This is a genomic window from Sphingomonas ginsenosidimutans (assembly GCF_002374835.1).
Lineage (GTDB): Bacteria > Pseudomonadota > Alphaproteobacteria > Sphingomonadales > Sphingomonadaceae > Sphingomonas > Sphingomonas ginsenosidimutans.
Window position 1 is genome coordinate 1 of sequence record NZ_NWVD01000007.1, and the last position, 23,464, is coordinate 23,464.

Annotated in this window: 22 protein-coding genes, 1 tRNA gene and 2 pseudogenes; 7 read left to right on the plus strand and 18 right to left on the minus strand. The window is 65.9% G+C overall.

Annotated elements, in window-relative coordinates; all coding sequences use genetic code 11:
• Positions 1 to 237: 237 nt before the first annotated feature.
• A pseudogene (locus COA17_RS20150) lies at positions 238 to 324 on the plus strand (IS5 family transposase); the annotation flags it as partial.
• A 16-nt stretch (positions 325 to 340) separates the two neighbouring features.
• On the opposite strand, the gene COA17_RS13795 reads toward COA17_RS20150, so the two are convergent.
• The 5 genes from COA17_RS13795 to COA17_RS13815 form a co-directional block, all read right to left on the minus strand.
• Positions 341 to 1,180 (minus strand): hypothetical protein, encoded by an 840-nt coding sequence (locus tag COA17_RS13795; RefSeq protein WP_096613227.1) that lies wholly within the window; start codon positions 1,178 to 1,180, stop codon positions 341 to 343.
• The gene (locus tag COA17_RS13800) at positions 1,177 to 1,503 is read right to left on the minus strand and encodes a thioredoxin family protein (protein ID WP_245857832.1); all 327 of its coding nucleotides are present in this window, start codon (positions 1,501 to 1,503) and stop codon (positions 1,177 to 1,179) included. The genes COA17_RS13795 and COA17_RS13800 overlap by 4 nt, the downstream gene beginning before the upstream one ends.
• A 39-nt stretch (positions 1,504 to 1,542) precedes the next feature.
• On the minus strand, positions 1,543 to 3,345 hold the full coding sequence (locus COA17_RS13805) for an ABC transporter ATP-binding protein/permease (RefSeq protein ID WP_245857814.1): 1,803 nt from the start codon (positions 3,343 to 3,345) through the stop codon (positions 1,543 to 1,545).
• 16 nt (positions 3,346 to 3,361) lie between these two features.
• Positions 3,362 to 5,659 carry a TonB-dependent siderophore receptor gene (locus COA17_RS13810; RefSeq protein ID WP_176484919.1) on the minus strand — a complete coding sequence of 766 codons (2,298 nt, stop codon included), beginning with the start codon at positions 5,657 to 5,659 and terminating at the stop codon, positions 3,362 to 3,364.
• Between the two features lie 72 nt (positions 5,660 to 5,731).
• Positions 5,732 to 8,389, minus strand: coding sequence for a M16 family metallopeptidase (locus COA17_RS13815; RefSeq protein ID WP_176484920.1), 2,658 nt, complete (start codon positions 8,387 to 8,389; stop codon positions 5,732 to 5,734).
• Here COA17_RS13815 and COA17_RS19440 point away from each other — a divergent pair.
• On the plus strand, positions 8,376 to 8,531 hold the full coding sequence (locus COA17_RS19440; RefSeq protein ID WP_176484921.1) for a hypothetical protein: 156 nt from the start codon (positions 8,376 to 8,378) through the stop codon (positions 8,529 to 8,531). The two genes, COA17_RS13815 and COA17_RS19440, sit on opposite strands and share 14 nt — an antisense overlap.
• An 88-nt stretch (positions 8,532 to 8,619) precedes the next feature.
• Positions 8,620 to 10,014, plus strand: a complete 1,395-nt coding sequence (locus COA17_RS13820; protein ID WP_096613235.1) for an aminotransferase-like domain-containing protein — start codon at positions 8,620 to 8,622, stop codon at positions 10,012 to 10,014.
• A gap of 252 nt (positions 10,015 to 10,266) precedes the next feature.
• On the opposite strand, the gene COA17_RS13825 is transcribed toward COA17_RS13820, so the two are convergent.
• The 10 genes and pseudogenes from COA17_RS13825 to cysS all read right to left on the minus strand — a co-directional run bounded on the left by COA17_RS13825 (position 10,267) and on the right by cysS (position 17,926).
• Positions 10,267 to 11,058: a site-specific integrase gene (locus COA17_RS13825; RefSeq protein ID WP_176484922.1), complete on the minus strand. Its 792-nt coding sequence runs from the start codon at positions 11,056 to 11,058 to the stop codon at positions 10,267 to 10,269.
• A 165-nt stretch (positions 11,059 to 11,223) separates the two neighbouring features.
• Positions 11,224 to 11,520 (minus strand): hypothetical protein, encoded by a 297-nt coding sequence (locus COA17_RS13830; RefSeq protein WP_096613239.1) that lies wholly within the window; start codon positions 11,518 to 11,520, stop codon positions 11,224 to 11,226.
• A gap of 475 nt (positions 11,521 to 11,995) precedes the next feature.
• Positions 11,996 to 12,046: pseudogene (locus tag COA17_RS20155) on the minus strand (hypothetical protein); the annotation flags it as partial.
• A gap of 156 nt (positions 12,047 to 12,202) precedes the next feature.
• Positions 12,203 to 12,278, minus strand: a tRNA-Glu gene (locus COA17_RS13840).
• Positions 12,279 to 12,460: 182 nt separating this feature from the next.
• Positions 12,461 to 13,831, minus strand: a complete 1,371-nt coding sequence (locus tag COA17_RS13845; protein ID WP_096613243.1) for a class II 3-deoxy-7-phosphoheptulonate synthase — start codon at positions 13,829 to 13,831, stop codon at positions 12,461 to 12,463.
• 70 nt (positions 13,832 to 13,901) lie between these two features.
• Positions 13,902 to 14,681: an SDR family oxidoreductase gene (locus COA17_RS13850; RefSeq protein WP_096613245.1), complete on the minus strand. Its 780-nt coding sequence runs from the start codon at positions 14,679 to 14,681 to the stop codon at positions 13,902 to 13,904.
• A gap of 119 nt (positions 14,682 to 14,800) precedes the next feature.
• A complete protein-coding gene (locus COA17_RS20125) occupies positions 14,801 to 15,130 on the minus strand; it encodes an EamA family transporter (protein WP_342746887.1) in 330 nt (109 codons plus the stop codon).
• 12 nt (positions 15,131 to 15,142) lie between these two features.
• A complete protein-coding gene (locus tag COA17_RS19445) occupies positions 15,143 to 15,283 on the minus strand; it encodes a hypothetical protein (RefSeq protein WP_176484923.1) in 141 nt (46 codons plus the stop codon).
• 167 nt (positions 15,284 to 15,450) lie between these two features.
• On the minus strand, positions 15,451 to 16,389 hold the full coding sequence (locus COA17_RS13860; protein ID WP_066489895.1) for a D-2-hydroxyacid dehydrogenase: 939 nt from the start codon (positions 16,387 to 16,389) through the stop codon (positions 15,451 to 15,453).
• Between the two features lie 97 nt (positions 16,390 to 16,486).
• The gene (gene cysS, locus COA17_RS13865) at positions 16,487 to 17,926 is read right to left on the minus strand and encodes a cysteine--tRNA ligase (protein WP_096613247.1); all 1,440 of its coding nucleotides are present in this window, start codon (positions 17,924 to 17,926) and stop codon (positions 16,487 to 16,489) included.
• A gap of 68 nt (positions 17,927 to 17,994) precedes the next feature.
• On the opposite strand from cysS, the gene COA17_RS13870 reads away from it, so the two are divergent.
• The 3 genes from COA17_RS13870 to COA17_RS13880 all read left to right on the plus strand — a co-directional run bounded on the left by COA17_RS13870 (position 17,995) and on the right by COA17_RS13880 (position 19,801).
• The gene (locus tag COA17_RS13870; protein WP_066489891.1) at positions 17,995 to 18,828 is read left to right on the plus strand and encodes a carbon-nitrogen hydrolase family protein; all 834 of its coding nucleotides are present in this window, start codon (positions 17,995 to 17,997) and stop codon (positions 18,826 to 18,828) included.
• Between the two features lie 103 nt (positions 18,829 to 18,931).
• A complete protein-coding gene (rpsU, locus tag COA17_RS13875; RefSeq protein WP_007404630.1) occupies positions 18,932 to 19,138 on the plus strand; it encodes a 30S ribosomal protein S21 in 207 nt (68 codons plus the stop codon).
• Positions 19,139 to 19,243: 105 nt separating this feature from the next.
• A complete protein-coding gene (locus tag COA17_RS13880) occupies positions 19,244 to 19,801 on the plus strand; it encodes an FKBP-type peptidyl-prolyl cis-trans isomerase (protein ID WP_096613249.1) in 558 nt (185 codons plus the stop codon).
• 289 nt (positions 19,802 to 20,090) lie between these two features.
• Here COA17_RS13880 and COA17_RS13885 read toward each other — a convergent pair whose 3' ends face one another.
• The 3 genes from COA17_RS13885 to COA17_RS13895 all read right to left on the minus strand — a co-directional run bounded on the left by COA17_RS13885 (position 20,091) and on the right by COA17_RS13895 (position 22,441).
• Positions 20,091 to 20,933 (minus strand): gliding motility protein GldB-related protein, encoded by an 843-nt coding sequence (locus tag COA17_RS13885; RefSeq protein ID WP_245857816.1) that lies wholly within the window; start codon positions 20,931 to 20,933, stop codon positions 20,091 to 20,093.
• Between the two features lie 330 nt (positions 20,934 to 21,263).
• Positions 21,264 to 21,509 (minus strand): hypothetical protein, encoded by a 246-nt coding sequence (locus COA17_RS13890; protein WP_066489883.1) that lies wholly within the window; start codon positions 21,507 to 21,509, stop codon positions 21,264 to 21,266.
• 170 nt (positions 21,510 to 21,679) lie between these two features.
• Positions 21,680 to 22,441 (minus strand): metallophosphoesterase family protein, encoded by a 762-nt coding sequence (locus tag COA17_RS13895; RefSeq protein ID WP_096613251.1) that lies wholly within the window; start codon positions 22,439 to 22,441, stop codon positions 21,680 to 21,682.
• Between the two features lie 149 nt (positions 22,442 to 22,590).
• Here COA17_RS13895 and galU point away from each other — a divergent pair, with 149 nt between their 5' ends.
• Entirely contained in the window at positions 22,591 to 23,460 is an 870-nt protein-coding gene (gene galU / locus COA17_RS13900) for a UTP--glucose-1-phosphate uridylyltransferase GalU (protein ID WP_096613253.1), read from the plus strand.
• The last annotated feature ends 4 nt before the right edge of the window (positions 23,461 to 23,464 follow it).

The following is a 23,464-nucleotide window of genomic DNA, read 5'->3' on the forward strand; positions in this document are numbered from 1 at the left end:
CCGCCTCCGGTGCCCGGATCGCCTTGCGCACCACCTTGCGCGACAGGTGCAGGTCCCGCGCTATCGCCTTGATGGCCTTCCCCGACGCGTGCTCGCGCCGGATCCTCAACACCGTCTCCAATACCAGCATCCCGCTCTCGCCGCCTGACACACCGCCAAGCGAACAGCCTAGACCACCGGGATGAGGGGTCCCTTTTCGACGCCGATCACCCCGCTACCGGGGTCCTTTTTCCACGCCGATCCACAGCCACACGCTACGACCGCTGCCCAACCGCCTTCTTCTCCGCCATCGCCCTCGCAGCCACCGCCATCTTCTGGCTGTGATCAACGAGTCCTGACCCTAGGCAGTGGCGAGATGGGCGAGCACAATGCCAGGAACGGACTGTGCACGATCAAGGTAGCGGGCATTCGCGCGTTCCAGCGATGCCTCGAATCCTGCCGCGAGGATCGGATCGCGCATGCGGAACAGGGCTGGAATGTCGACCGCCTCCCCTTTTTCGCGCATCGGCTGAGTTTGTTGGTAAATTTCGTCAAGCGTGGCCATGGCGCGCTTAGTCTTGAGTTCTCCGAACGCCGGATCGGCTTCACGATTGACCCCTTGGAGCCAAGCCGCGATCAGCGTCGACAAGATCGAGCTGCTCGTTTGCAGTGGCCAGCACGCGGTGGCGCACGCGTTCAGGGCGGCACGCTCATGGCTGTGCGGTAACGTTGTTTCCACGGCCGCCTCAATGCGGCGACGTATTGCGGTCCACTCACTGCGATGCATGACAACGCCTGATGCTTCCGCGCGGTGCAGCGCTCGTACGTCGGCGTAGGACGATGCCGCGAGGCGCTCAACCCCCATATCAGTCAGGAAATGGTCGACAATCCTCTGCGGCACCCGCGACAGGTCGGCGCCCACCTCGACACACTCTACCCAGCGCAACGCGGCATCGCCGCCACTATCAGACCCAGCATAAGCGGTCAGCGGATCGAGCAAGCCAGCCATCGGGAGCGGGTAGCCGAACCGGCTTGCATAGTCGGCGCTATCCCCCCCTTCGGTCGACACACCCAGTGCGCTCCCCCCAGAGCCGTCCCAGACGGTGCCGCCGAAGCGAAGCGTGCCATTGGCGATATGGTTTTCTAGTCGGGTGAGCAGTGCCGCCTTGATGGCCGGATTGCCCCCGAAGGCGCCAGTCATAGATGGCTTTCTAGCCAAGCGGTCAAATGCCCGCGTGACTTCAGGCCGACCACCCGGTCGATCTCCACGCCGTCGCGATACAGCGCCAGGGTAGGCAGCGTCCGCGCCGCGAACGGCTTGGCGATCGCCTCATCCACCGCGACGTTGACCTTGCATATCCGCAACTCGTCGACGAAATCAGCGGCCAGATCGTCGAGGATCGGGGCCAGCGCCCGGCATGGTGCGCATGTCGGCGACCAGAGATCGAAAAGGATTAAACCGCGCTGCTCTGCGATGACCGCGGCGACGTCCCAGCCCGCGACGTCGATAACCTTGCCCGTCATGATCTTCAAAATCCTCTCTGCCGTCTCGTCGTGGCGATCTCAGTCGCCGGTCTTGGTCCGGTCGACGGCGGTGGCGATCGTGCCGCCATCCGCGAAGGTCAGCATATGGCTGTGGTGCGCCAGCAGCGTCTCGTCATGCACCACGCTGATGATTGTGGCGTCGGGCAGCCCCGTGCGGACGCTGTCATAGAAGTGGCGGGCATTGCCCGCGTCGAGCGCGCTCGTTGCCTCGTCGAGCACCAGCAGAGTGGGGCGGTGCAGGAGGACACGGGCGAGGGCGATCCGCTGCTGCTCGCCGGGGGACAATTCCTCCTGCCACAGGCGCAGCGCGTGCATCTCCGTGGCTAGATAGCCGAGGCGCACCTGTTCCAGCAATGCAACGATTTCGGCATCGGAATGCTTTTCCGGCCGATCGGGGAAGCAGACCGCCGCCTTGAGCGTACCCTGCGGCAGGTAAAGCCGCTGCGGCACAAACATTGCCCGGCTGTCATGTGCTAGCGCAACGCTGCCCTGCCCGTCGGGCCACAGCCCCGCCAGCGCGCGCACGAGCGTGGACTTGCCGGTGCCCGAGGCACCCCGCACCGCCCAGCGTTCTCCCTTGCGCACGGTCCAGTCGCCGACGATCGCGAGCGCCTCGCCATGCGCATGGTAGAGTGTCAGGCTCTGCGTCGCGAGGACGACACCCGGAGCGGTGCCCGCGCCCACGGTAATTCCGGCGGGCTGCACATCGTCCAGTGCGTCGTCCAGCCCCTTCATACGGTTGAAGTAGCTGACCTGCTGACCGATCAACTGATAGCTCTTCACGAAATAGCCGAGCTGCATTCCCAACTGCCCGAATGCGTCGCGGCCCGCCATCAATTGGCCGAAGGTCATGCTTCCTGCGAAATAGCCGGGCACCATGATAAACAGCGGCAGCACAGTGCCCAACCGGTCATAGACGCTACCCGCCGCCGTGATACCCAGCGAGGTGTAGATGACCGAGCGGAAATTGGTTCGCACCGCGTCGAACGCCTGGCGCAGGGCCTCGCGCTCGGTCGGGACCGCACCGGCGAGGCCGATCTGCGCCGCATTGCGCCGCACGTGGATCAGTCCGGCGCGGAAATCCGCCTCGCGGTGCTGCTGGCGCATCATCGCGCGGACGAAGGGCTGGCCGATCCTGGCGGTCAGCCAGGATCCGATGATCGCATAGGTAAAGGCGTACCAGACTGTACTGCCCGGAATGAAAATCGCGGTTCCGCCCAGCGAGAAACGGATCGGCGGCGCGGTTTCCAGAAGGATCATCGCGAAGGTGACGCCGGTCACGACCGACCCGACCAGCCGCATGACGATATGCAGCGCGCCGATCGTCATGCCCAATGCGGCGGTGATCGCGTTGAGATCGTCGGCGATACGCTGGTCGGGATTGTCGATGATCCGCAACCGCTCGATCTCGGCATAGCGGTTGCGGCTCATCCAGCGGTCGAGATAGTCGCGCGTCAAAAAGGTGCGCCAACGGATCGACAGCAGGCCGTCGATCAGATTCTCGACCAAGATCATGGCGATCTGCATCGCCATGATCCCCAGGAACACGATTACCAGCGGCACCATCTGCGCCTGGTCGCGCTGTTCAATCGCATCGAAGAAATGCTGCTGCCAGCGATTCGCGCGCAGCATGATGAACGCGGTGCCGAACTGGAAAAAGAATAAAGTAATCAGCGCGAACCAAGCGAACTTCCAGTCGGACGACCGCCAATAACCGCTGACCAGCCGCCATGCGTCCGCCCAGCGGGCGGTGGCGTCCTGGGGTGGGGCGAGGCCCGTCTCGCGACGGACCTCCCCGCTTTGGGAGGGTTGCGGCATCATTGGCGGCTGTCCTCGATCAGAAGAAGCGATAACCGACGGTCAACCGCCAGCTGCGCGGCTCGCCAAGCGGAATATAGCTGTCGAACCGGGTCGGCGCATAGGATTTGCGGTCGAACAGATTGCGGACGCCGATATTGATGTCGAGGTCGCCGATCGACAGGAACCCGTTGAGATTGGCGAGTGCCGCACCGGCGATCCGATAGGTGTTCAGGCGGTCGATCGCAGAACTAGACCGGCCCGCGACCCCGCCCCCCAGACCCGCACGCATATCGTCGCCGATCTTGCGCTCATAGGAGGCATAGAAGTTGTACACGTCGCGCGGCTGGCCGTTGAGCGTGTTGCCGATCGTCGGTGTCGGCTGCAGGAACTTGTAGTCGGTGCGCGTAAATGCGGCGGACACGGTCAGGGCGGTCACCGGCGTGCCGCTGATGTTCAGGTCGACGCCTTCGCCCAGCTGTCCGGGCAGCGCGATTGAGAAGCGCGGATTGGCCGGGTCGCGGTCGAGGAGATTGCTCTGACGGATGCTGAAATAGGATGCGTTGATCAGGACACGCTTGTCGAACAAATCCCACTTCACGCCGGTTTCGGCATTGCGGCTGCGGATGTCGGGCAGCTTATTGCCCGCCGCGTTGAGCGAGAAGGTCGGCGTATAGCCATAGGCCACGGTGCCGAACACCGATAGCTTGTCGGTGATGTCGACCACCGCACCGAAATTGGGCACGGTCGTCGCTGCATGGGTCGAGCTTGCCCCGAAGCGTGCGACGATCGAGGTGAAGTCGGTGACGTTGCGCCGGACCGCAGCCATCAAGTGGATCGGGCCGAAGCCGACCAAATACTGGCCGTAATAGCCACGCTGCTTGCCGATCACCGTCGAGCGTTCGCTATAGATGGATGCGAGCGGCGGCAGCGTCCCGCTGGGGGTGAGGAAGTTGTACGGGAACATGCCCCCATTGGCGGCATAGATCGCGTCGGTATCGCTTTTCACATTGGTCGCGCCGACGACGATCTTGTGGCTCACGGGACCGGTGTCGAAGGCGATCCGGGCAAAGCCGTCCACCGCGTCGGTGGTCGACGTCTGGCGCACCCCGCTGCGCGATACGAGCAGCAGGCCGCTGTTGTTCAGGACGGCGAACGGGGAATATTGCGACAGTGCGAACGTCGCGTTCTGATGCTGGCCACGCAGCACGACGGTCAGCCAGTCGGTCAGCTTCTGCGTCACCTCGGCATTGATCTGCGTCGTGCCGTTGCGGACGAACTGCCCCTTGCCACCCACCAGCGGCCGGTCCCAGGCGACGTCGTAAGGCGTCTTAGTAGCCTTGTTCAACACGGTATAGGGCACCATGCCGAAATATTGCGTGCCGGCCACGGCCGAGACGATGATATCGGTCGTCGCGTTCTTGTACCGCAGCGAGGGCGCGAACAGATAATCCTCGTTGCCGCGATAGCCGCCGAAATTGCGGTCGGCGGTCGCCGCCGTGGCGATGATGCGCGCGCTCAGGCGATTGTCGTCGGTCAGGGCCCGATTGGCGTCGATGGTTCCCCGGACCAGGCCGAACGATCCGGTATCCATCGACGCATAGAGCCGTTCGTTGGCGTTCGGCTTCTTGGTGACGATGTTGATCGTGCCGCCCAGATTGTCGCCGCCCAGCAGGATCGCGTCGGGGCCCTTCAGCACCTCGATCCGCTCGATATTGACCAGCGACTGAGTCGTACCCGCCGCGAAGCTGGAGCTGGAAACCGAAGGCAGGCCGTTGACCGCGCCGTTGGAGTCGAAGCCTCGCACCGAATAGCTGACGCCGCCCTGCACTGTGGCGGTGTTGACGACGACGCCGCCGGCGTTGGCTAGCGCCTCCGCGATCGTCTGCGCCTGCTGGCGTTCGAGCAGCTTGGACGAGATGACCTGCGTGTTGCGCGGCTGTTCGCGCAGCGACTGGCCTGTCCGCGACGAACTGGTCGCGCCGCGAACGAGTACGCTATTCTCTGCTTCGTTGGGCTGCGCGGTAACGATGACGTCGTTCAGGATGGAGATCGCTCCCGTATCGCTGACCTCGACCGCGACGGGCAGGCCGCGCGTCGCCTGGGCGACGGCGTCACGCTCCGACCGGGCATTGACGACGGGCCTGGCGGTGATCCCGCGCACCGCGTCGGGATCGATGTTCAGCGGCTTGCCCCATTCCGCCGCGATCCGCTGCAGCGCCTCGCTCAGCGGCAAGGCGGGTTGCGATACCACGCGGTCCTGCGCCGACGCGACACCCGGTGCGGTGGCGGCCACCAGCGCCAACAGACTGGCGGCCGCATAATGACGTGTACCCATATTCAATTCCCCCCATGTCATTGATGGATAACAATGCGCGCCTGCCTTGCCGGGCAGTCCGCGCGGCCCCCTTCAGCGCGCCGTGGGGATCACCACGGGCGTGCCAAGCTTGAGATTCGCGAATTGGTCGCGGATGCGCTGCCAGTCGCCGACCAGCACCCAATGGACCGTCTCCGGATCAGACAGCGCTCCGGTGGCGCCCCGCAGCTGCCCCAGCGTCAGCGACTGAAGCCGGATCGGCTCGCGCACGACATCGTCGTGCGGCAGCCCGTCGGCTTCGGCGTCCGCCATGGCCTGCAGCAGGTTAGCATTCCCCTCCAGCTTGACCGCACTCTGGTTGGCCACGCTGGTCGCGATACGGGTCAGCTCGCGCTGCTCGGGCGGACGATCGCCGTTAAGGTCGCGCATTTCCTTGATCAGTTCCGCGACCGACTCCCCGCTGTGCTCTCGGCTAACCGAGCCCGCGAGGATCCAGCGACGCCCCCCCCGCGCGTCGTACAGGCCCGAGCCGATGCCATAGGTCCAGCCCTTGTCGGCACGCAGGTTGCTGCCGATCCGGGCGGTCGAATTGCCACCATAGACCTCGTTGACGGTCCAGGCTGCGGTCGCCTCTGCGCTACCCGGCGTGGCGGCCGGGATGACCTTGCCCGCCATGATGAAGGTCTGAGCCGCCCCCGGCTTGTCGATCACCGTCAGGGACGGTGTCGCGCTGCCATGCGCGGGCGGTATGGTCGGGGCGGGGGCGGCCGGACCCTGGGCGCTCCATCCGGCCAGCGCCTTTTCCAGCAGCGGCTTCAGGACTGCCATGCTGGTATCCGCCGCGATGTACAGTGTCGCGCGATCGGGCCGTACATGACCGCGATACCATTCGCGCAAGGAAGCGGGATCGATCGCCTCCGTCGCCTGGATGTCCGTCGAAAAATCCGGCGCGGGGGCATAGGGATGACCGGTGCCGTATATGGCGTTGAACAGCACCCTATCGGCGAGCGCGGAATTGCTCGATCGCCCGGCGGCGAGTTGCTCGACGCGCGCTTTTTTCAGCGCTCCGATCGTCTCCGGTGTGATGCCGGGCCGGGTCAGCACATCGCCCAGGAAAGCGAGCCCGTCCGCCAGTCGTTTCGCATCCCACCCGACGCTCAGGTCGGCATGGTCGAGGTCGGTGGTCTTGTTGATCCACCCGTTCAGCGTCTCGGCGCGTTCGGCGCGGGAGCGCTGATCCGGGGTGGTGCCGTTTCCGGCCAGCAGGTCGAGCGCGATCGGCGCAACCACCCGCGAGGAACCGGCGAGACCCGCATCGTCGAGGCGGAGCAACACACTGTCGGTCATCGCGCCAGGCCGGGGGACCAGCACCACCTTCAACCCGTTCAACAGGCGCGCGCGCTCCACCGCGGGAAACACGATCGGCGTCATCTGGCCCATCGGCGGCGGCCCCTGGGTCAGGTCATAGCCCCCCGGCGTCGCCTGCGCCGTCGGCTTCGGGCGGACGATTAGCCGGTAACCGGGGCGGCCATAGACTGCCTCGACCTGATGTCGGACACTTTCCGGCGTTGCCGTGCGCAGCTCACGCAAATAGGTTGTGGCATAGTCGGTATCGCTCGTCTGGTTCACCGCCCGAGCTTGCAGGAACGCCTTGCCCGACGTGCTGTCCTGCAACCCGAACATATATTGCGTGCGGGCCGCCCGCGCACGTTCCAGCTCGTCGGGTGTCGGACCTTCGGCGACGTAGCGGGCGATGAGGGCATCGATTTCCGCCTCGGCGCGCGAAATCTGGTCGGCCGGGATTCCGTCGACGACGAAGCCCATCCGGCTCGATAGCTGTCCTTCGTTGAAGGTGACGAAGGCGGAACGGGCAATGCCAAGTTCCTCGATCAGACGCCGGTTGAGCCGCGAGCGCGCCCCCGCCGCCATGATGTGCGCGGTCAGGTCCAGCGCGGCGATCGACGGCGAACCCTGGGGCAGTGCGATATAGGTGGCGTAGATGCGCCCCAGCGGGACCGACCGGAAAATCTCGCGCCGTACCGGCCCGGTCATCGGCGCCGTGCGCGTCAGCAGCCGGTCGAGCGGCTGTCGGGGTGCCAATCCGCCGAAATACTTCTCGACCAGCCGCTTCGCCTCGTCCGCAGAGACATCGCCCGCCAAAATCAGCGTCGCATTGGAAGGCCCGTAATGCGTGTCGAACCATTGGCGAGCGACATCTACAGTGACCGCCTCCAGGTCGGCATCCTCGCCGATTACGCTGTGGTGGTAGGGGTGATCCGCAGGATACATGTCCGCCAGGGTGGTCGCTTCATCGGTGCCATCGGGGCGGCTGCCGCGCAGGCGCTTCTCGTTCAGCACGACCCCCACCTCGCGCTTGATCCGCTCGGACGTCAGCGCATCGCCGACATAGCCCATCCGATCCGCTTCGAGGAACAGGACCCGCTCCAGCGCGGCGCGCGGGAACGTTTCGAACAGCGTCGTGGTATCCTGATTCGTACTGGCGTTGGCGTTCGTTGCCCCAAGATCCTGCAGAGAGACGAACGCGTTCTGGTTCCAATGCGCGCTGCCATCGAGCAGGAGGTGCTCGTACAGATGCGCATAGCCATATTGGCCCGTTCTTTCGTCCTTCGATCCGACATCATAGACAACGGTTGCGGTGATGAGCGGAACGCGCTTGCTGGTCTGTACGATGACCTTCAGCCCGTTGGGCAGGGTGAAGCGCGTGACGGGGTCGCTGATGACGGGCGGCATGATCACCGCTTGCGGGCTCTGGATCGTCATCCGCCGATCTGAAAGCCGTACATTCTTTCGCGCAGAGCCCTCGGCCGTGACGGTTCCGCACATCGCTATCATCGACAGCGCAACAAATGGGAAGTTCTTTGTCATCATGTGACATTAGCGATTGCTGTGATGGTGGCTTGCAGACAAAACAGCGAAAAATGACCGGCCTGTCCCAACTGTTTGACTAGGACACTTTAGTGATGGAAGCAGACCAGTCAGGGGCTGAAGGCAACAAAGTGCAGCGCATCGTCCAGGCCGTCAGTGACGCGATGGTCGATGGCCGTCTCACGCCTGGCCAACGTTTGCCCTCGATACGGGGCATGGCGGCCGAGCATGGCGTTAGCCGCGACACTGTACAGCGCGCGTATGACAAGCTGGTGGCCGTTGGAAACATCCATCCGCGGCGCGGGGCTGGCTTTTACGTCGCCGTCACGGCGCTACCTCCCGCTCGCGACAGAACGCCGCCGACTGTCGACCTCGAAGCCTTCCAGCTGATTCATTCTGATCTGCCGCGCGATCGTGTGCCTGGAAGCGGCGTGCTGCATCACGATGATGCTTCGATTGACGAGCTTGCCCGTGTGCTCAAAGGGGCAGCGACCTTAGGCAAGCGGCTGGGCCGATATAGCGACCCGGCGGGCTATCTACCGCTGCGCGAAGAGTTGCAGAACAAGCTGCGGATGGACGGCGTCGACGCACCGATCAACTCGATCATGACGGTGCCGGGCTGCATCGCTGGTTTGACCCTGTTTATTCGCTCGTTCGTGCGGTACCGTACGTCGGTCTTCATAGAGGATCCGTCGTCCTTTGCCCATGTAGCGGCATTGCTGGCACAAGGAGCGGAGATCTACCGCATCCCGCGTGAGGCGGACGGCCCGAACTTGGAAGTGCTGCGCCTGATGTGCGAGCGCCACCGCCCGAAAATGTTTCTGCTGTCATCGCTGCTTCAGAACCCGACAGGCACCAGCATCTCTTTGCACAAGGCTCGAAAGCTGCTCGAGATTGCGGCCGAGTTTGATATGGCGCTGGTCGACGACGCCAGTTACGCCGATTTGGCGCCAGCGACCGGTGGTCGCCCCGCGGTGCCTTTGATCCTGCTGGATCAGTTGGAGCATGTGATCCACATCGGCGGCTTCTCCCAAATCCTCGCGCCGGAGATGGGCGTCGGCTATATCGTTGCGGGTGAACGCTTCATGCCGTTGTTGCGGTTATTCCGGCCCGTTCAAGGCCTTGGAAACATGCTGATCCCCGAGCGTGTTCTCTATCGTTTCCTTCACGACGGAATATATCGGCGGCGTTGCGAACGGGTCCGATCCCAGTTGCTGAGCCGCGGCGTTACGCTGCGCCATTTGCTGTCTTCGACGCCGGTCAAGCCAGCACATCCGACGGCCACCGGGGGCACCTTTCTGTGGGCTGATCTCGGGGAGGGCAATGATTCACGCCAAGTCGCCAAACGGATGCTAACTAAGGGTTATCTAACTGCGCCAGGATCTCATTTCCTGATGCCAAAGATTGGCCGACCGTTCATGCGTTTCAACGTGACGACCACCACGCCTGCCGCGATCGACGCACTGGTCGCCTGCCTGCAAAAGCTATGATAGCGTTCCAAGATAATAGCTACCTGCTTAATACTTGGGCAGACGAGAACGTACCGGCGATATATTTTATAAATAGCCGGTATATCTCTAGCAAAATATTGAATAACGGGCCATCCGCACGCTCTTGTAAATGTATAGACGGAGTTTTTTTGTAGACCTAACAAAAAAGGGGTCGAGCGCGAAGAACCGATAAAGTTCGCACTGAGGCGGGGAGCCATCCAGAAACGGATAGGAATGGCGGCTTTCCACTCCTCAGGAGTCAGTGACCCTCGCCTTGAGCTTGCCGATCACGTCATCCCAGTCGATGAACGCGGCTGCCGTGACGATAGCGTTCCAGTCGACAGCATCGAACGCGAGCTTGTCGAGGTTGCGCTTCAGCGACGGCAGTCCGACGCCGCTGCCGTACGCGCCCCCGACGCTGGTCGGGGAATGACCGCATAGTTGGTCGAGGATGCGCTCCTGTATATCGGCCTCGCGGCCGACGTCCTTGAAGGTGTGCCGAAACGAGTGGAACACGAGGCGGGGATCGTCGGTCACGACGGCGTCGATGAGCCGATTGGCGCGTCGGCTGGCTTCCTGCGTCACCTTGCTGAAGCCGTTCGGCGCCAGATCCGGGAAGAGCAGCGGCAGCCCGGCGTTCCGAAGCCCGTAGACGTATCGCTCGAAGAAGCCGTTCGGCGCCAGATCCGGGAAGAGCAGCGGCAGCCCGGCGTTCCGAAGCCCGTAGACGTATCGCTCGAAGCCGATCTCCATGACACGGTCGTGGATGGGCACGAGACGCCGCGAGTCGTCGTTCTTGATCGATTTTCCCTGAATCTGATCACTTGTGCCGTCGTTCGCGACGTAGACGTCGATGTCGATGTGCAGAACGCCGTCGCGACGCCTGATGTCGGCGACATGGGCCTGTCCGATCTCCTCGAGGCGCGCGCCCGAGGTCACGCCGATCAGGAACAGCCAGTAGAGGGTGAGGTCGCTGACCTTGGTCTTCCGATGGAGTAACAGCTTCGGCTGGAGGAAGATGTCGCTCCCGAATAACGTCGTCACTTCCTCGCTCTGGAAGGAACGCCGGGGCGTCTTGGCTCTCCCGGCACCTTCCACGGACACCCCGGCTCCGACGTTGCTTACGATCCAGCCCTCCTTGCTTGCATAGGCGAGGAGCGCCTGGATCGCGCCGATCCGTTTCTTGACGGGGGTCGCGCCGATCCGGTTTCAGGTGTTGCCCTTGTATTTGGCGAAGCGATCGGGGAACGGAAGCGCCCGATCCGCGCGCGGCATGTCGATCGGCATCACGCGGGCCGCATCGCGGTAGTCGAGCAGCATGTCCTTGGTGAACGTGGCGACGGCGACGTCGCCGAAGAAGGCGATCAGGTCCTTCACGGCCACCTTGGTGTCGTGAACCGACTGCGGCCTTGGCGAGCGGTCGACGGCCCAGCGCTCGACGAGCTCGTCGAAGCGGAGGTCCGTTTCCAGGCGCGATCGGGATTCGACGACCGGCGGATTGTTCACGGCGTCGTGGAAGCGTCAGCTGTCCTCGAGCACCCTGGCGTTCCAGGCGTCTCAGGGATCCGTCTGACCGGCGGCGTCGCGAACTTGAAGAGAGGCATGAGGATCTCGTCGCATGCCTTGATCCATACCGACCGCGGGCGATCGCGCACGAAGTCGAGCCACTGGTCCCCACCAGCAGCTTCCCCCGCTTGCAGGAGAGGTCGTCCGGATTTTCCAAGGGGGCCGGCGTCAGGCGCCCGGCATCGAAGCCATGCAGGCGAACGCACGTCCCCTCGGCCCAGAACGTCAGTTCGAGCGCGTAGAAGGGGTAGAACAGATTATTGGGACGGTAGGTCGCCAGGAAGCGGTTCACGATGTCCGTCGCACGCTCGGCCGAAATCTCGTCGATGGTCCGAGCGGCGAGAAGCCGCTTCTCGGCCTCGTCCATTTCGACCTGAAGTCGCGCGTTCGCCGCAACGAAGAGCCGCGCGGCTTCGGCGCGGTCCCGCTTACCGAGAGATTCCTTGTAGAATGGTCGTCCGCCCATCTCGGGCCGGAGCGGTTCCGGAATCTGTCGCCGGAGATAGTATATGCCGCTCTTGTGTTTCCAGGGGGGGTGGCGATCTGCACCATTCGCGTCTCGCTGTACCAGCGGGCGGTGAAGACGCCGTAAATCTTGGATTTCTGCCAATGGCAGCGCCGTTGGTGACCCCTACGGGACTCGAACCCGTGTTTTCGCCGTGAGAGGGCGACGTCCTAGACCGCTAGACGAAGGGGCCGTGTGCGGTGTGGAGGCGCGCTGTTAGGGGGTGGGGCGGGGGGCGTCAAGCGGTTTGCGGGGGTGGGAAGCGCCCCGGACGTCGATAGGGCGGCAAAAGCGCGCGGTGCGCACGAGGAGGGGCACGAAAACGGCCGCGGTGCGGACGTGATCCGTGCCCCCTTATCGCGCGATCAAAGCCGTTCAGGCGGCCTTCCGGCGCTCCGCCATCTCCGCATTGAGCATTTCGGCGAGCAGGAACGCCAGTTCGAGGCTCTGCCCGGCGTTGAGCCGCGGATCGCAATGGGTGTGGTAGCGATCCGCCAGGCTCTGTTCGGTGACGTCGATCGCGCCGCCGGTGCATTCGGTGACGTTCTGCCCGGTCATTTCGGCATGAATGCCGCCGGCATGGGTCCCCTCCGCACGGTGCACCGCGAAGAAGCCGCGCACCTCCGCCAGGATGCGATCGAACGGGCGGGTCTTGTACCCGGTCGCCGCCTTCACCGTATTGCCGTGCATCGGATCGCACGACCAGATCACCGGATGCCCTTCGCGGGTCACCGCGCGCACCAGCCGCGGCAGATGCGCCTCGATCTTGTCATAGCCGTAGCGGGTGATGAGCGTCATCCGGCCCGGCACGCGCCCCGGATTGAGCGTGTCGAGCATCCTGAGCAGCGCGTCCGGCTCCAGCGAGGGGCCACACTTGATGCCGATCGGGTTGCCGATGCCGCGCAGGAATTCGACATGCGCCGACCCGTCGAAGCGGGTGCGATCGCCGATCCACAGGAAGTGCGCCGACGTATCGTACCAGTCGCCGGTCAGCGAATCCTGCCGCGTCATCGCCTGTTCGAACGGCAGCAGCAGCGCTTCGTGGCTGGTGTAGAAGGTGGTCTGCGACAGCTGCGGCACGGTATCGGGGTTGATCCCGCACGCCGCCATGAAATCCAGCGCCTCGCCGATGCGATCGGCGGTCTCGGCATATTTCGCGGCCCACGGGCTGCGGCCCATATAATCGTGCGTCCAGCGATGGACCTGGTGGAGGTTCGCATAGCCGCCCTGCGCGAAGGCGCGCAGCAGGTTGAGCGTGGCGGCCGACTGCGAATAGCCGCGCAGCATCCGTTCCGGGTCCGGCAGCCGCGATTCGGCGGTGAAACCGATATCGTTGACATTGTCGCCGCGGTAGCTGGGCAGTTCCACGCCGTCGATCGTCTCGGTCGGAGCCGAGCGCGGCTTGGCGAACTGGCCCGCCATGCGGCCGACCTTCACCACCGGCAGCTTCGAGGCATAGGTGAGCACGACCGCCATCTGGAGGATGACGCGGAACGTGTCGCGGATGTTGTTGGGGTGGAATTCGGCAAAGCTTTCCGCGCAGTCGCCGCCCTGGAGCAGGAACGCCTGCCCCTCCGCCACGCGCGCCAGATCAGTGGTCAGGTTGCGTGCCTCCCCCGCGAAGACCAGCGGCGGATAGGACGACAGCCGCTGCGTCGCATGCGCCAGTGCGGCGGCGTCGGGATAGTCGGGGAGCTGGCGGGCCTCTGCCGCGGTCCAGCTGTCGGGGGCCCAATTCGTGGCCATACGTCATCTTCCTTACCAATGCGGGCGCCGCCATGAACGAATCGTGCGCGCCGCGCAAACAAGTTCCGGTTTATAGAACCCCCGGATACGCCCCGCCATCGATCAGCAGGCTTTGCCCGGTAATGAACCCGGCCTGCGCCGAGCACAGGAAGGCGCAGGCGTCGCCGAACTCGGCCGGATCGCCGAAGCGCCCAGCGGGGATACGCGCGCGGGCGCGTCGTTCGGCCTCCTCCGCGCTGATCCCCTGCGCCTTGGCGGTGAAGGCGTGCACCCCCTCCAGCCGGCGGGTCGCGAACAGGCCGGGCAACAGGAAGTTGATGGTGACGTTCGCGCCCGCCGCCTGCCGCGCCACCCCGGCTAGGAAGCCGGTCAGCCCGATCCGCGCGCCGCTCGACAGGTCCAGCCCGGCGACCGGCGATTTCACCGAGCCGGAGGTGATGCAGACGATCCGGCCGAAACGGCGCTCGATCATGCCGTCGATCACCTTCTGCACCATGCGGATCGGCACCACCATGTTGGCGTCGAGCCCGGCATGGATCGCTTCCGCATCCAGCTGCCGGAAATCGCGCAGCGGCGGGCCGGCGTTGTTGTTGACGAGGATGTCGGGCGCGCCGCCTGCGGCATCGACCAGCGCGCGCTGCACGCCGTCGTCGGCGATATCGCCCGCGACGGTTTCCACCCCGGCCCCGGCGGCGCGCAGATCGGCCGCGGCGGCGGCGAGCGCGGCCGCGTCGCGGCCGTTGAGCACGAGATCGCACCCCGCGGCAGTCAGCGACGTGGCGCAGGCGCGGCCCAGTCCGTGGCTGGAGGCGCAGACGATCGCGGTACGGCGGGCGAGGCGAAGATCCATGGCGGTCGGTGGCTCCGATGCTGGTGGTGCGGACCATATGGTTTACGCGGGGAAGCGGGGAAGAAGAAGGTCGGTTCGTGCGGAGATGCGGGGGATGGCGGTCGGATGGCCGCCGGGGATCAACGTTTCTGCACGTTCGAGCGGCGCGGCCTGCGTTCGCTGACCACCACGCCGGCGACAATCAATGCGGCACCGAGCAGCGCCAGCCCCAGCAAGCGATCGCCCGCCGTCCGGCCGACGACGCCGCCCCATACCGGCTCGCTGGCGTAGATGATCGTCGCGCGCGTCGGCGACACCGACTTCTGCGCCCAGTTCATGGTCAGCTGGATCAGCGCGCTGGCGGTGGTCCATTGACGTCGGCGACGATGAACAAGCGGAGCGACGTGCCGGCAGTCAATACAAACCGACGCTGCGCCTTTTCCGGCTCCATCACGATCATTGCCGCCAATGGGGTCCCGACCCTAGCGGCGCTGGTCGAGCTTGATCCCGCGCATCCGCAGGCGCCGGGCCGCGCGGCGGCGCTGCAACAGCGCTAGGCCCACCGCGGTCGCCACCACCAGCACCGCCAAAATCGCGTAAGCGATGACCAGTCGCAGTTCCACCATCTACTCCCACTCGGTCGGCCCGTATCGCGTTGCTATGGCAGCGTGATTTCATCGTTTCAATCGACGCGCGCGCCGCACATGCCCGGAACGATGAAAAGCGGATGATTCGTGGTCGACGCGCGGTGGATCGTGCCGCCGTCGGGGGCCGTCATGGATGCCGGCCGTCAATAGCCGGCATCGAGATCGGCGACATTCTCCATGGCGGCCCCGGCGCGGAAGGCGGTGAGGTTGCGCAGGAACAGCGCGGCGGTGCGCTGGAACATCTTCGTCTGGGCGCGCCCCGACAGGTGCATGGTGATGATCGCGTTGGGCGCATCCCACAACGGATGGTCGGCGGGCAGCGGCTCGGGCGTGGTCGGATCGAGGAAGGCGCCCGCGATCGTGCCGTCGGTCAGTGCGGCGATCAGCGCGGCGTCGTCGATCATGTCGCCGCGCGCGATGTTGATGAGCCAGGCGCTGCGCTTCATCGCGGCCAGTTCGTCCGCGCCGATCATCGCCCTGGTCGCGTCGGTCGAGGGGGCGGCGAGGATCACCCAGTCGAACTCGCCCAGCCGCGCACGCCACGCATCGGGGGCGATCGTGCCGTCGCGCGCGGAGCGGGTGACGCCGGTCACCGCCACCCCGAACGCCGCTAGCCGTTCGCCGATCAGCCGCCCGATCGCGCCATAGCCGACGATCAGCGCGCGGGATTCGAACAGCTCGATCTTGCCGGGGGCGTCGGCGAGCCATTCGTGCCGGTCGTGCGCGCGCAGCACCGTGTCGAACCGTTTGGCGCCGACCAGCACGCCCATGACCGCATATTCGGCGACCGCGATCGCGTTGATCCCCGCGCCGTTGGTGACGATCGCGCCGCGCCGCCGCAGGTCGTCGAGCGGGAAGGCGTCCAGTCCGGCGTAGAGCGTCGACACCCATTTGAGCTGCGGCCCGGCGCCGCGGATCGCGGCGGCGATATGCGTCACCGGCGACATGTCGATCCACGCGATATCCGCGTCGGCGATCATCGCGGCGGCATCGTCCGGGGTGCGGAACCACGCGACGTCGAGGTCGGCGGGCAGCGCCGGTTCCAGCAGCGGGCGGGCGAGCGCGGGGAGGACGGCCTTCACCGGCGCGGTGCCGTCGTGCTGGGCGTGATCCGTGCTGCCATGCCTGCTCTCCTCATCGTGTCGCCCGGTTGCTGAGTGCCGGTGCGAGCCTGTGCCTTTAAACCGTTAAGATCGTTATCTTCCAGTCCCAGCCGAGCGGATCGCCGTCCATCACCTCCACCCCCGTGGCGGCCAGTTCGTCGCGGATCGCGTCGGACCGGGCGAAGTCCTTCGCCGCGCGCGCCTCGCGCCGGTCGGCGAGCCGCGCCGCGATCGTATCCTCGTCGATCGTCGCATCGGCGGGACGGACCCGCAGCGCCTCACGCGAGAGCGTCGCGAGGTCGAGGCCCAGTACCGCGTCGAAATCGGCCAGCGCGACCAGCCGGTCGGCGGGGGCCAGTTTCTTGTCGGCCAGCAGCGCGTCGAGCACCGGCAGCGCGCGCGGCGTCGCCAGATCGTCCGACACGGCGGCGTCCAGCTCGGCGCGATAGGCCGAGATATCCTTGCCGGTCGGCGCCTCGGCCCGCGCCTTCAGCGCGGTGACGGCGTGGACCAGCCGCTTCAGCCGCACCTGCGCGGCGGCGAGATTGTCCCAGGAGAATTCCAGCTCGCTGCGATACTGCGCCTGCAGGCACATCAGCCGGTAGGCGAGCGGGTGGAAACCGCGGTCGACCAAGCGTTGCAGCGTCAGGAACTCGCCCGACGACTTGCTCATCTTGCCGGTACGATCGACGAGGAAATTGTTGTGCATCCAGAAGGTTGCGCCCGTGTCTTCACATTCGCAATACGCCTGGTTCTGCGCGATTTCATTGGGGTGGTGGATTTCGCGATGGTCGATCCCGCCGGTGTGGATGTCGAACGCCGCGCCCAGATATTTGCGGCTCATCACCGAGCATTCCAGGTGCCAGCCCGGCGCGCCGCGACCCCAGGGCGAATCCCACTCCATCTGCCGCGTCTCGCCCGGCGGGGTGGTACGCCAGATCGCGAAATCCTGCGGCTGGCGCTTGCCCGCCACCGCATCGATCCGCGCATGGGCGGCATCGTCCGCCGCGCCCGCCAGCCGGCCGTAGTCGGGGACGGTGCTGGTGTCGAAATACAGGCCGTCGGGCAACAGGTAGCAATGCCGCTCGGCGATCGCGACGCCCCATTGGATCATCTCCGCGACATGATCGGTCGCCAGCGGCATGTGCGTCGGGCGGCGGATGTTCAGGTCGTCGAGGTTGCGCGTGAAGGCATCGGTATAATGCCGGGCGATCGCCCAGATATCCTGCCCGCTGCGCCGCGCCGCGGCCTCCATCTTGTCGTCGCCCGCATCGGCATCCGACGTCAGATGGCCGACGTCGGTGATGTTGACGACATGCGTCAGCGGCCATCCCTTCCACGTCAGCACGCGCGACAGCGTATCGGTGAAGACATAGGCGCGCAGATTGCCGATATGCGCGTAATGATAGACGGTCGGGCCGCACGAATAGACGCGGACATTGGCGGGATCGAGCGGGCGGAACGGCTCCAAACGGCGCGTCAGGCTGTTGTAGAGGACGAGCGGGGTCGAGGTCATGGCCCGCGTCATGCGAGCGCGGGCGGACCGGCGCAACCCCATGCGACGTCGGGAAGGGTGAGAGTAGAGTGCACGTAACGAAGATCGCCGTCGTCCAGACCACCACCGGCATCGACCCCGACGCCAATGCCGCCGAACTGGTCGCCGCGATCCGCGAGGCCGCGGGCAACGGCGCGGCGATGGTGTTCACGCCGGAGATGTCCGGGTTGCTGGACCGCGACCGCGCGCGCGCCGCGGCGCATCTGGTCAAGGAGGACGAGGACCGCGTGCTGCGGGCGGTGCGCGAGGCGGCGGCCGAGGCGGGGGTGTGGGTGCACCTGGGATCGCTGGCGCTGCGCCGCAACGATCCGCGCATGGCCAACCGCGGCTTCGTGATCGACGCGCAGGGGCATATCCGCGCCCGCTATGACAAGATGCACCTGTTCGACGTCGACCTGCCGACCGGCGAAAGCTGGCGCGAATCGGCGGCTTATGCCGGGGGCGACCGCCCGGTGCTGGTCACCACGCCGGTGGGCGCGATGGGGCTGTCGATCTGTTACGACATGCGCTTCCCCGACCTGTACCGCGCGCTGAGCGATGCCGGCGCGCGGGTGCTGTCGGTGCCGTCGTCGTTCACGCGGCCGACCGGGGCGGCGCACTGGCACGTCCTGTTGCGCGCGCGGGCGATCGAGGCCGGCGCCTATGTCGTCGCGGCGGCGCAGACCGGGGTGCATGCGGACGGGCGCGCCACCTTCGGCCATTCGCTGGTGGTCGATCCGTGGGGCGAGGTGGTGCTGGACATGGGCGAAGCGCCCGGGATCGGCTATGCCACGATCGATCCCGCGCGCGTGGACGAGGTGCGGGCGCGCGTGCCCGCGCTGCGCCACCGCCGCGCGATCCCCGCGCCCAAGCTGATCGGCTGACGTGTGGGTTGCGATGCGGGCGGGTTGCTGTTAGAGGCGGTTCGTTCGGCGCGGGCCATGCCCGCCGCCGCTTTACTCGTTTTACCCGGAGTGTGACGGTTTTATGCAGATCATCGTTCGCGACAATAACGTCGACCAGGCCCTTCGCGCGCTCAAGAAGAAGCTGCAGCGCGAGGGCGTGTATCGCGAAATGAAGCTGCGCCGTCATTACGAGAAGCCGTCGGAAAAGCGCGCCCGCGAGCGTGCGGCTGCGGTGCGTCGCGCCCGCAAGCTGGAGCGCAAGCGCGCCGAGCGCGACGGCGCACGGTAAGACCCGCGCCGCGCCGGCCGCCGCGTTGACGGCGGCCGGTGACGAGCCCTTCCCATTGCCGACCGGCGGCCGATCCCGGCCGCGCCAACCGGGGTTTGCCGCACCATGTCGACCGTGACCGCCGTTCCGCTCCAGCCCGTGAAGCGGGCCTATGTGTTGTGGCTGGTCGTGGGGCTGGTGCTGGCGGCGATCGCCGGGGTCGCGCTGGCGCGCGCCGGTGACACCGGGATCGTCAGCACCCCGTCGGGCCTGCGGTACAAGGTGGTCGTGCCCGGTGACGTGACCGGCGCCAAGCCGACCGACGCCGACGTCGCGCTCATCAACTACGAAGGCAAGTTGATGGACGGCACCACCTTCGACAAGTCGCAGCAGCCCACGCCGCTGCCGGTCGCGGGCGCGGTGCCGGGCTTCTCCGAAGGGCTGAAGCTGATGCACAAGGGCGCCAAGTACCGCTTCTGGATCCCGCCGAACCTGGGCTACGGCGCGAAGGCGAACGGCCCGATCCCGGCCAATTCGACGCTGGTGTTCGACGTCGAACTGCAGGACTTCATCCCCGAGGCGACGCTGCGCCAGTTGCAGATGCAGCAGCAGATGATGGGCGGCATGCCGCCGCGCGGCGCGCCGGGTGCGCCGGGTGCGGGGGCGCCGCCCGCCGGGAATTGAGCCGACCGCATTTCGGTGCGGGTGTTGAGACAAGGGGCGCTGCCGATGGATTCGGCGGCGCCCCTTTCGCGATCGGGGCCTGCAATGTCGAGGGCTGCGCGACAAGGTCCGGGTGGGTCGCGGGCCGCAGGTCCCTTGCCGCGCCGCCACGGCGGGGCCGTCGATCGTTCGCGATGATCCGGCAGCGACGCGATCGGTGGAGGATCGGGACCGCGCCACATCGCCAGGACCCCGGTGGCGCGCGGCGGGCGCTTGTCCGGTCGCGACAGGCACCGGGCGCTTCTCGCGATTATTCGGGGATTGCCGGTCGATACCCGCTCTTGCGCAGGATCAGTTCGGGATCATGCCACGTCAGCATGTCCGCAATGGCACGATGCTTGTCGCTGGCGTTCGCATAATATGCCGTCCAGATCCGCATCCCGACCCAATAGCCGACTTCACCGGGCCACCCCGGTGGTGCCGATCCGTAATTGTGCAGCCATCTGTTGACCGCCTCGACCGCCTCAGCCGGCGGATCGTCCCGAGCGGTCGGAAGGCTGGCGGGCATGTCTTTCACGAACTGCGCCCACAGGATTTTTTCACGCGGCAAGGCCCATCGCGCCCGTTCTGGCTCGGGTATCTCTCCTGTCACAAGCGCTGCGATGAAGTCCGCCGCCCCCTCGACAAGGGCTTCGCCCAGCAGAGGCGACGCCTCGATGACTGAAATATTCTGCTGGAACGTGTGGACGGTTTCATGTGCGAAGAAACGGCGGAGCGCCGTTCTGAACCCCGCGGGGGAGGGGTTTTCCCGGCACAGCACCTCAAGCCCGATCACCTGCGCGCCGGGGCCGGCCGTACCGCCCGAATTGCCGGCACCGATCACGACATAGATGTGCGGCAGCGGCCGGTCCGGAAGCAATCCGCGCAAGGCCAGGTAGATCGCCCGGAGATCGGCGGTCGCAGCCTTTACACGCGGAAGGCAATCGCTGACCGCTCGACGATAGAGATCCGGGTCAGCGCGGATCTTGTCGGCAAGTCGGGCTGCATCCCCGATCCGGCCGGGTGTGAAGACCGACACGCCATAAGAGGCGTGGTCCAGATAGCCGCGTTGAACGTCGGCCGCGCTGGGTCGTGCGTTCGTGGCGGACAACATGTTGCGAAACGTTCGACATCTTCGACGTGGATCCGCACTGTCAGCGGATCAGCGCCGGCGTTCACGACCGATCCGGCGGACGGCGGCGGGCCGCCGGCGGGTTGGGCATGCGCCGTTGGGGTGATGCTCGACAGGGCGAGGACCAGCGCAGCGGCCAGGTGCATTTGTCGTGGAGGCATTTTCCGCTCCGGATGATCGGGCCGCCCTGCGGCCGCTCGGGCCGGTCGTCGCGCACGAAACGGAGCGTTGCTGACCGCACCGCCGCGCACGGACAAAAAAATAGCGGCCCGGGGGCCGCTATTCCTTCGTCCCGGAGGAACGGCGCGACTCTTAGTTGCTATCCGCCTGCGAGTCTTCGTCGGCGACGACGACGATGCCGGCGACAACGGCAGCAGCCGCCAGGATCGCGACGATCACACCGCCACCGGCGACGTCATTCTTCTTGGCCGACGAGGTCGACGCACGCGCCGACTTGGCGACCGACAGGCTGGCGGCGGGGTTGGCCGGAGCGGCCATCGCCGGAGCAACCGCCATCGTGGCGGCGGCGGCGGCGAGCATGTACTTCGCAAGACGCATGTGAAACTCCCTTTGCGTTCGAGTCTCCTCTTACGTCAAAAGTATTAAAGATCAATAGTCCCCGATGCCCCGACGCCGCGAAAATCGGCTGTTTCGGCGGCACTTTCGTACAGTATCGCTGACATGAAACCGTAACGATCGCGCGGCCTCGCGCCGATCGCGATGGTGGATCAGGTGTTCAGCACCCAGCTTTCCGTTTCCTCCAGCCCCAGCGCCGACAGGCGCCCGGTCGAATAGGCGCCGGTATCGACGCCGATGCGGTTGGGCTGGCGATCGACCTCCTCCGAAATGGTGTGGCCGTGGACGATCATCTTGGGATGCGCGTTGCGATAGGTGAGGAAGCTGCCGCGGATCCAGCGCAGCTCGGCCGCATGCTGCTGTTCCAGCGGGACCCCCGGGCGCACGCCGGCGTGGACGAAGGCATAATCCCCCGACACGACCATGTCCTCGAACGCGGTCAGGAAATCGCGATGCGCGGCCGGGACGATCCCTTCCATCCGCGCGGCCAGTTCGGGGTAGTCGAGCCCGTCATATTCCGCGCTGTCGAGGCCGTAGCTGAGGATCGTCTCGCGCCCGCCGATCCGGCAGAACAGCCGCAGCGCCTCCGCGTCGCCTTCCAGCGCGCGCAGGAAGATCTCCTCGTGATTGCCCTTCAGGAAGCGGGTGCCCGGGCGGGCGTGCGACAGGTCGAGCAGCCGCGACACGACCCCCGCCGAATCCGGCCCGCGGTCCACCAGGTCGCCCAGGAAGATCAGTTGCGTCTGCGCGTCGGCGCCACGGGCCGCGTCGTCCGCGTCAATCAGCGCCAGCAGCTGGTCGAGCTGTGTCAGGCAGCCGTGGATGTCGCCGATGGCGTAGATGCGCGTACCATCCGCAACGGCGGGCACGGCGGGTGGGGGGGCGCGGCGCGCGCGCAGGAACTTGGTGAACATGGATGAGTGGCCGCAACGAACGAGCGAGGCGGCGGTTCCTACCCCCGCTGCCGCGCCGCGGCAAGCGAAGCATGCTGCGGTGCACAGCGGAAGCAATTGCAGCCGATCATCACTATGGGTACAGAGCCGCCGCCACACAGGAGGGACGAATGACGATCAAGCCGATCCGCAAGGCCGTGTTCCCCGTCGCGGGGCTGGGCACGCGCTTCCTGCCCGCCACCAAGGCGATGCCGAAGGAAATGCTGACCGTCGTCGACAAGCCGTTGATCCAATATGCGGTCGAAGAGGCGCTGGAGGCGGGGATCGAGCAGATCATCTTCGTCACCGGGCGCGGCAAGGGCGCGCTGGAGGACCATTTCGACATTTCGTTCGAACTGGAAACCACGATGCGCGCGCGCGGCAAGAGCCTGTCAGTGATCGAGAATATCCGCCAGCAGCCCGGATCGCCCGTCTATGTCCGGCAGCAGGAGCCGCTGGGGCTGGGCCATGCGGTGTGGTGCGCGCGCGAGATCGTCGGCGACGAACCGTTCGCGGTGCTGCTGCCCGACGAACTGATGGTCGGCACCCCCAATTTCATGGCGCAAATGGTCGCGGCCTATAACGAGGTCGGCGGCAATGTGATCGGTGCGCTGGAAGTCGCGCCCGAGGATACCGACAAATACGGCATCATCTCCCCCGGCGCGCGCGACGGCGCGCTGACCGAGGTGGCGGCGCTGGTCGAGAAGCCGGCGAAGGGCAGCGCCCCGTCGAACCTGATGATCCCGGGCCGCTACATCCTGCAGCCCGAGGTGATGCGGATCCTGGACGCCAAGGAAACCGGCGCGGGCGGCGAGATCCAGCTGACCGACGCGATGGCCAAGCTGATCGGCAAGCAGCCGTTTCACGGCTTCACGTTCAACGGCGAGCGGTTCGACTGCGGCGACAAGACCGGGTTCATCATGGCGAATCTGGCGCTGGCGCTGGACCGCGCCGACATCGGCCCGGCGGTGCGCGCGTTCGCGAAAGCGCGAGTCGGCTGAAGCG